The organism is Flavobacterium sp., from assembly GCF_049590715.1.
In the GTDB taxonomy this organism is placed as follows: Bacteria; Bacteroidota; Bacteroidia; order Flavobacteriales; family Flavobacteriaceae; genus Flavobacterium.
This window is the reverse complement of the sequence record NZ_JBAWDL010000078.1, coordinates 1-6954: the sequence shown is the minus strand read 5'-3', so window position 1 is coordinate 6954 and position 6954 is coordinate 1. Positions and strand designations below refer to the sequence as shown.

At 32.7% G+C, this 6954-nt stretch carries 7 protein-coding genes and 1 pseudogene; 3 read left to right on the top strand and 5 right to left on the bottom strand.

What is annotated here, in order from left to right; translation table 11 throughout:
- Positions 1 to 199 precede the first annotated feature (199 nt).
- Positions 200 to 487, top strand: a complete 288-nt coding sequence (locus WBQ70_RS03930; RefSeq protein WP_423910852.1) for a molybdenum ABC transporter permease — start codon at positions 200 to 202, stop codon at positions 485 to 487.
- Positions 488 to 777: 290 nt separating this feature from the next.
- Here the strand turns inward: WBQ70_RS03930 and WBQ70_RS03925 are convergent, their stop codons facing one another.
- Together WBQ70_RS03925 and WBQ70_RS03920 are read right to left on the bottom strand one after the other, a co-directional pair.
- The gene (locus WBQ70_RS03925) at positions 778 to 1371 is read right to left on the bottom strand and encodes an NAD(P)H-dependent oxidoreductase (protein WP_423910849.1); all 594 of its coding nucleotides are present in this window, start codon (positions 1369 to 1371) and stop codon (positions 778 to 780) included.
- A gap of 77 nt (positions 1372 to 1448) precedes the next feature.
- Positions 1449 to 1988 carry a Crp/Fnr family transcriptional regulator gene (locus WBQ70_RS03920; RefSeq protein ID WP_423910845.1) on the bottom strand — a complete coding sequence of 180 codons (540 nt, stop codon included), beginning with the start codon at positions 1986 to 1988 and terminating at the stop codon, positions 1449 to 1451.
- 801 nt (positions 1989 to 2789) lie between these two features.
- Here WBQ70_RS03920 and WBQ70_RS03915 point away from each other — a divergent pair.
- Entirely contained in the window at positions 2790 to 2954 is a 165-nt protein-coding gene (locus WBQ70_RS03915; protein WP_423910842.1) for a hypothetical protein, read from the top strand.
- Between the two features lie 379 nt (positions 2955 to 3333).
- Complete coding sequence (locus WBQ70_RS03910; protein ID WP_423910840.1) at positions 3334 to 3723, top strand: DNA-binding response regulator; 390 nt, start codon at positions 3334 to 3336, stop codon at positions 3721 to 3723.
- 284 nt (positions 3724 to 4007) lie between these two features.
- On the opposite strand, the gene WBQ70_RS03905 is transcribed toward WBQ70_RS03910, so the two are convergent.
- The 3 genes and pseudogenes from WBQ70_RS03905 to WBQ70_RS03895 all read right to left on the bottom strand — a co-directional run.
- Positions 4008 to 5456: an amidase gene (locus WBQ70_RS03905; protein WP_423910837.1), complete on the bottom strand. Its 1449-nt coding sequence runs from the start codon at positions 5454 to 5456 to the stop codon at positions 4008 to 4010.
- A gap of 66 nt (positions 5457 to 5522) precedes the next feature.
- Positions 5523 to 6080 carry a Crp/Fnr family transcriptional regulator gene (locus tag WBQ70_RS03900; protein ID WP_423910835.1) on the bottom strand — a complete coding sequence of 186 codons (558 nt, stop codon included), beginning with the start codon at positions 6078 to 6080 and terminating at the stop codon, positions 5523 to 5525.
- A gap of 354 nt (positions 6081 to 6434) precedes the next feature.
- A pseudogene (locus WBQ70_RS03895) lies at positions 6435 to 6954 on the bottom strand (PRTRC system ThiF family protein); the annotation flags it as partial.

Sequence of the window (6954 nt, the reverse complement as noted above, 5' to 3'; positions counted from 1 at the left end):
CATTTGATGTATGGATTTCTGATAGTTTTGGGAATGAAAAGAAACTCACTTTCCAATTCAATAGTAGCAATTAACAAATAAAATTCTGTCCATAAGGCAGGATTTTTTTATGCTGTCACGCTCACATTTTATATTTTTGTGATGTAGTGAAATAAATATATTTTGTAAATTTATATGTAGAAATGTAATAGCTATTATTATGGTTGCATCATTAGTTATAGGAATTCTGTTTTTGGTTTTAGGCTTGGCGCTTCGCTATTGGATTAATCGTAGAAAGTTTTACAGGCGCAGTCCTATAGGAGCAGAAAGCTTTTCCTCATATGAAAAATCGGTTGGCATTAAGTTGATCGAACGTGTTGGTAAATGGATAGCCTATGCACTGATTATCTTTGGGCTATTATCATTATGGGTTTATTCCCGTGAAAAAAACGATAAAGAAAAACAGAAACTGGAGATAAATACTGAAACAACCGACCAACGCAGATAATCATTATATAAATATAGTTTTGAAGAAAATCGGATAACCCAAAAGGTTATCCAGTTTTTGCTTAACGAAAAAAGTAAATTGCAGTTTACTTTTTTCTTACAGTGGATTTGCGTCAAACCATTTTCATATGTTTTGACTTCGATAAATTCAATTGCTTGTTCAGATCTTCCCTCAATTTAGCTATTTTTTAATCATGCCATTCTATAGCAAGACTGTCTCGACCATCGGGAGGGAGTTACTTTTCGATAGATATTTTGCTATAATGATATATTAGCTACTGCCCCTTTCTGTTACTTTAAATCATTGAATTTATTTTCAAGTTCAGTAAGCCATTTTTTTCTTTTGTCCACGGTTACTTGTTTTACTTGATCAAAACTTATCCATTTTCTGTTTTTAAGCCCAATTTTCCAAAACGTACCCATTATCATTGCTTTCTTAATTGCGTTGCCAAAAAATATCCTATATAACCAATTTGGTGTATTCATTGTCGTAATCATTGTAACACCTTTTAAATTGTACCACAATGGTTTCATTCTTGTGTTCTCTTTGTTTGTATAGTCATAAGCAACACCGGGAAAAATTACTTTGTCCACAAATCCTTTTGTCATTGCTGGCATCAATTCCCACCAAATTGGAAATATAAAAACCAAATGGTCTGCATTTTTAATTTTGTTGTTATATTCAATGACTTTTGGGTCAATCGGTTTTTTATCCCGAAATGCTTTTAAATCACCTGCTGTCATTACAGGATTAAAATTGTCTTTGTCCAAATGAATAAGGTCAATCTGGTGATTACCTTTTGTGAGTCCATTTATTACAGATTGTAAAATTGCATTGCAAAAACTCCCGTCATATGGATGATTAAATACTATTACTACTTTCATTTTTATGTTGTTTTAAAATTACAACACAAATGTCCGTAGTTGAAATTAGTAGGACGATAACAATTGTAAAGAAACGACTATCGTCTGTTTCTGATACGACTTAATGAAACAGAAGTAATACCTAAAAATGATGCAATGTAATGTTGAGGAACTCTCTTTAAAATTTTAGGATTGTTTTTTAAAAGTTCTAAATACCTTTTCTCTGGATTGTCTTTGATTCGAGAAAGAAATAATTTTTGATAAAATATTAGTCGTTGAAAAGTATGTTCGTCTATTTGGTTTTTTATGGTTGATGAATTTTCAATTATAGTCTGAAAATCCTTTTTTGAAATAGAATACAAAATGCAAGGTTCAATGCTTTCAATCGTAAATAAACTTGGTTGGTTTGTTCGGAAACTTTCGACAGAAGAAACGCCTTCGCCTTCAAAGAAAAACTGAAAAGTGATGTCTTTTCCATTGTGATTAAAGCAAACTCTTAAACAACCTTTTTCAATATAGAATGCTTTTTTCGCAATTTCGCCCTCGTTCAACAAAATTGTCTTTGCAGGAATTTCTTGTCGTTTGAAAAAGTGTTTAAAATTGTCCCACTCAGAATTTTTCATTTTGATATTTTCCATTTTTATTATCGTTGTAGACGGTCTGTTGCTTTCGAATTAAGGTTGCCACTAAATAGTAATTATAAACAATGTGTATTTTGCATAACTATACACAATGTGCTTATGTGTACACAACAAAATTAATGATTAAAATTTCCCTTAAAGAGATAATTTGATAAAATGTAAATCAATCCAGCGACGTTCTTTTGCTTCTTTTCTTTGGTCGCAGATTTGAAAAGAAAAGAAGTCTATCCAAAATCAATTAATGGGATCATGACTATCCCACGGAAAAAATCTCGCAACCTGTTTGGGAAAATAGGGAAATGAAAGAATGAAATAGATGATTTTGACAAAGTGGTTGCCCGTTTTTAAGCAAAAATGCTTTCCGACCGTAGTGAGGAACTGCATTTTTGCCACCCGATTTCTCGGGCTAGGCAACTTTTATTGGATTGGTACTAAAATTGTTCAGAATAAGCAAAAAGGCCCCTGTATTTGGTTATTCTTAATTAATCGTAGAAAATTTTACAGGCGTAGTTCTATGGGCGCAGAAAGTTTTTCTTCTTAATAAAAATCGTTTGGCATTAAATTCATGAGCAAGGTGGCAAATGGGTGGCTTATGCCTTGATTATCTTGGGACTATTGTCATTGTGGGTTTATTCCCGTGAAAAAAATAATAAGAAGAAACAGAAACTAGAAATAAAACTTAACCAACCGACCAACGCACATAATCATTCTTAAAATATGGTTCTAAGAAAATCGGATAACCCAAAGGGTTATTCGATTTTTTTGTGCCAGTTAGTAAAAGCCACATATTTCCTTTAAATGGCAACCAATTCAAACTTTATCAATCCTATTAAAAGCCTATATAAATTAAATTTCCATACCAAAATTGAAGCAGAAATAGAAGTAATCGCAATACAGAAATCCGCATTGATGGAAATAAAAAGAACTGAGGGAGCCTTTAGAAATGGCGAAAAGAGAAGATAAATTACTGCCATAAATTCAGATAGGGGCAAAATCATTTTTAAAAAAAACAGTTATACTCGCTGCACTATATCATAATTATTTAACAATAACTAATCAGTTTTTTGCTCCAATTGGTTTTAAAGATTTGATGAGTATCTAAAGCAGTTTAGTATCTTTGTAACGAAATATAGAAAATCTTAAAGTGTTTTTACTTTAAGTCCCACATTGAAAACTGGTAATTTTTAGACAACGGGACAATAAGAAAGAACACCTATGCCATAGGCGTAGGTGCTCGCTTATTCGTTGTCGGGTATACCAGTACCTCAATGTGCGTTAAGTGTAGTGGTCTGCGCCTTATTTTTTGTGCAGTGCTACATCAACTTCACAAAAGTATGATGATATGAAAACTGGTACAACACAAGAAAAAATTACCTTAGCTTTTATAAATGACAAAAGTCCAATTTTGGATATAACTTGCAACGACCTCGCTACCTCAGGAATGGACGTTTTATTCCGCTCAGAAAACATTGAAGACGGATTATCTCAATTATCAGCATTAAAAGCACTGCCCAAAGTATGTATTATTGATCTTGATTTTTACGATAGGAATGTTCTGGTACAACTTCAAGAATTGAGAGTACAATATCCAATAATTAAACTTATTGCACATAGTGATATTGATGATCAGAAAGTCGGTAAAGATTTGTTAGATATTGGTTTCTCGAGTTATTTGCTTATCGGAAGTGGTAAAGATGATTTTAGAAAAGTTATCGAAGGGGGTATCAATTAGGAACAGGGTATATTAAATGATTTCTAGCTATCGAAATAGCAACAAATTTAATAAAGTAAAAATATTAATTAAAAAGTGCTAATTCAAAAACCAAACATAATCAAGCGACGTTCTTTTGCTTCTTTTCTTTGGCCGCAGATCTGGAAAGAAAAGAAGTTGGTTTAAACAAAAAATGGGATAATGAATATCCCACGGAAAAATCTAGCAACCTGTTTGGCAAAATATAAGGAAAGTCTTGTGTCCTCCAAGCAAGACAAAAGTTTAGTTATTGGTGGCAGTATTTTTTATAGTATTGGTTTTTCAAATCCAGTAGTGAATTTTTCAAAATGTTGAGCGATTTCTAACAATTTCTTATCTGTCCATTTTTTAGAATGTATTTGAATTCCAACGGGCATTCCGTTTTTCTTTTTTCCAATCGGAATAACAACTATTGGATGTCCTGAAAATGCAGTCGTAAAGTTAAAAGAAGCGATAGCTTTTGTGTAACCTATTTTTTTATTATTAACGAAAAATGGTTTTCCTGCATTTTGATGTTTGTATGCTTCAAAGGAACAAACAGGTGTAATCCACACATCATAAGTTGTTAAAAAATCATTGTAAATTTCTGAAAATGTGTCTTTATAATCGATTGCTTTTGCATAATTAATATTGGATAAACGTTGCCCCATAGCCATTCCTTTTGCCCACAAATGGTCTCTGTATTTCAGACGAATAAAGGCATACATAAAACTGGCTAATAACGGTGCTTTGGGATTGTTAATTCCTATTTCAAACCCAATAATTTTACTACATTCTAAATAGGCTTTTTGTTCGTCATACTTTGGGTGTTCAATACTTAAAATATGATTGTCATTTTTAACTTTGACTATGAAATTATTAAACAATTCTAAATATTCAGCATCAACTTCTGTATCGTTTATGGTTTCAGAATAAGCAATATTTAATGATTGGTTGTTCCATTCGCTATGGTTTATGTTGGTTGGTGGTAATTCTGGAAGTTCATATTTCGTATTATTTCCTAAAACTTCCATCATTAGAAGTAAATCTGCTACATTTTTTGCTAAAGGTCCGGGTGTAATAATATGCCTTCTTCCTTGCGGTTTGTTTTTAACTTTGAGGTGACCTCTATTTGAAAGAAAATTTTCTGTTGGACGCAAACCGCAAATACCATTAAAGTGAGCAGGAACTCTTACTGATCCTCCCGCATCAGCTCCTAATTCTAAAGAACTAAATCCAGAAGCTATTGCTACTGCCGAACCCCCCGAACTTCCGCCAGCGACTCTTGAAACGTCATAGGGGTTATTAGTTTTTCCGTTCCAAAAATTGGTGCTTTGCCAGTCAATGCAATAAAGTGCAGTATTTGTTTTTCCAATAATAATAGCCCCTGCTTCTTTCAGTCTTTTGACTAATTCTGCATCTTCAGTGGCTACGTAATTTCTCAAAAAAGGATCGCCATTTGAGCTTTTTAATCCTTTTACTAAAAAACTATCCTTTATTGTTATTGGCAATCCGTGAAGTAAACCTATATTTTTACCTTGTGCTATGTCTAAATCTTTTTGCCTAGCTTCCTCTAAAATATCTTTTTTGTTCCTTAAATCACAAACAGCATTCATAGTAGGATTGTGCTTTTCAATGTGATTTAAAAAAGCACTCACAATCTCTAAAACACTTAATTCTTTTGCTTTTATTTTACTAACAAGTGTCGTAGCACTTTCAAATACAATATTGTCCATTATTTTTTTTGACAAAGTTACTGTACAGCAATCTTATATCTTTTTGACAATTATCAAAATCCTATTTTATTTTTTAGCTCTAATTCTACTTAACGTTTCTTGCGTAATACCTATGTATGAGGCGATATGTCCAAGATTTACTCTTTGCTGAAGCGAGGGGAATTTGTGGGTTAATTTTTCATATCGTTCTTTTGCCGAATAGAAAAGCAAATCTTCGATTCGTTCTGCAATATCTATGTAGATGTTTTCTAGAAAAATACGAGCATATTTTTCGTAGTGAGGCTTATCTTCGAGAAGTTTTTTCCAATCATCGTAGTTGATATAAGACAAAGAACTATCTTCCAGTAACTCAATATTATAACGACTTTTTTTTCTTTGAATAAAACTATCAATAGCGGTTATAGAGGTTTTTTCTATGGCAAAATGGGCGGTAATATCTTTCGTGTCTTTGTGATAATATGCTCTTGCTAATCCTTTATGTATAATAAAAAAATGATTGCATATTGTTCCTTCACAATGTAATAAGTGCTTGCTTGGTAATTCTTGAAAAGTCATTAGCTTACTAAAATCATCAAAAAAATCTGCTGAAATTTGGTCAGATAAATTTAAGTTGTCGAATATCAATTTTCATTATTTTGGGTTAATATTGCCACCAACACTCAAATATATGCAATGCGTATTTTGTCTTGTTAGACTTATTTCTTTGTTAATGATATAGCAAATTTATGAAATATTAACCAAGCGACGTTCTTTTGCTTCTTTTCTTTGGTCGCAGATGTGAAAAGAAAAGAAGTCCGTTAAAATCAATAATGGGATACTGAATATCCCACGAAAATTTCTCGCAACTTGTTTGGCGAAAATAGGGAAATGGAAGAATGAAATGGAAGATTTTTGACAAAGTGGTTGCACCTTATTAGATGCAAAAATGCGTTTCCGACCGAAGTGAGGAATTGTATTTTTGCCACCCGATTTCTCGGGTTAGGCAACTTTTATTGGGTGGGTATTAAAATCTTTCAAATTGTGAAAAAAGCCTCTGTATTCGGTCATTCCATTGCGGAACAAATTCCAAAGCAAAGAACAACCCATTTGTGCCAATGATGAATTAATAAATAAATCCTGTTTTTCCAATGCTTCAGCTAAACTGCAACTTGGTGTGTCGTCCTGCTCTTCAGACTGTTTTAAAAGTTCGCCAAATTCATCGGTAACCAATGGCAGGCTTGCCACCGTTTCGTATTTCTCAGAATTGGGTTGTTGGATAGTTCCTATTGTTGATAGTAAAACTTGTCCTGTATGTTGGCTGTTACCGAAATCTAACCAATACCGTGGGCGATTTGAATAGGATTTACCGTTGTTTAAAATTTTTAAAATGTCTGCAATCTCAAATCTTGCTTTTACGCTGTCCACACAAGAAATATAAATACTTGAACCAGCTTTTTCGGGTAATTTATCCAAATAGTCTTTTTCGAATTTTGCCGTTTCCGATTTCCAATTTGTTCCC

What these genes read in the sequence shown, in the direction of transcription:
- WBQ70_RS03920 (WP_423910845.1), bottom strand. Translation starts at nt 1,988, where the DNA reads ATGGAAAATATCAAAATGAAAAATTCTGAGTGGGACAATTTTAAACAC.
- WBQ70_RS03930 (WP_423910852.1), top strand. Translation starts at nt 200, where the DNA reads ATGGTTGCATCATTAGTTATAGGAATTCTGTTTTTGGTTTTAGGCTTG.
- WBQ70_RS03905 (WP_423910837.1), bottom strand. Translation starts at nt 5,456, where the DNA reads ATGGACAATATTGTATTTGAAAGTGCTACGACACTTGTTAGTAAAATA.
- WBQ70_RS03915 (WP_423910842.1), top strand. Translation starts at nt 2,790, where the DNA reads ATGGCAACCAATTCAAACTTTATCAATCCTATTAAAAGCCTATATAAA.
- WBQ70_RS03910 (WP_423910840.1), top strand. Translation starts at nt 3,334, where the DNA reads ATGAAAACTGGTACAACACAAGAAAAAATTACCTTAGCTTTTATAAAT.
- WBQ70_RS03925 (WP_423910849.1), bottom strand. Translation starts at nt 1,371, where the DNA reads ATGAAAGTAGTAATAGTATTTAATCATCCATATGACGGGAGTTTTTGC.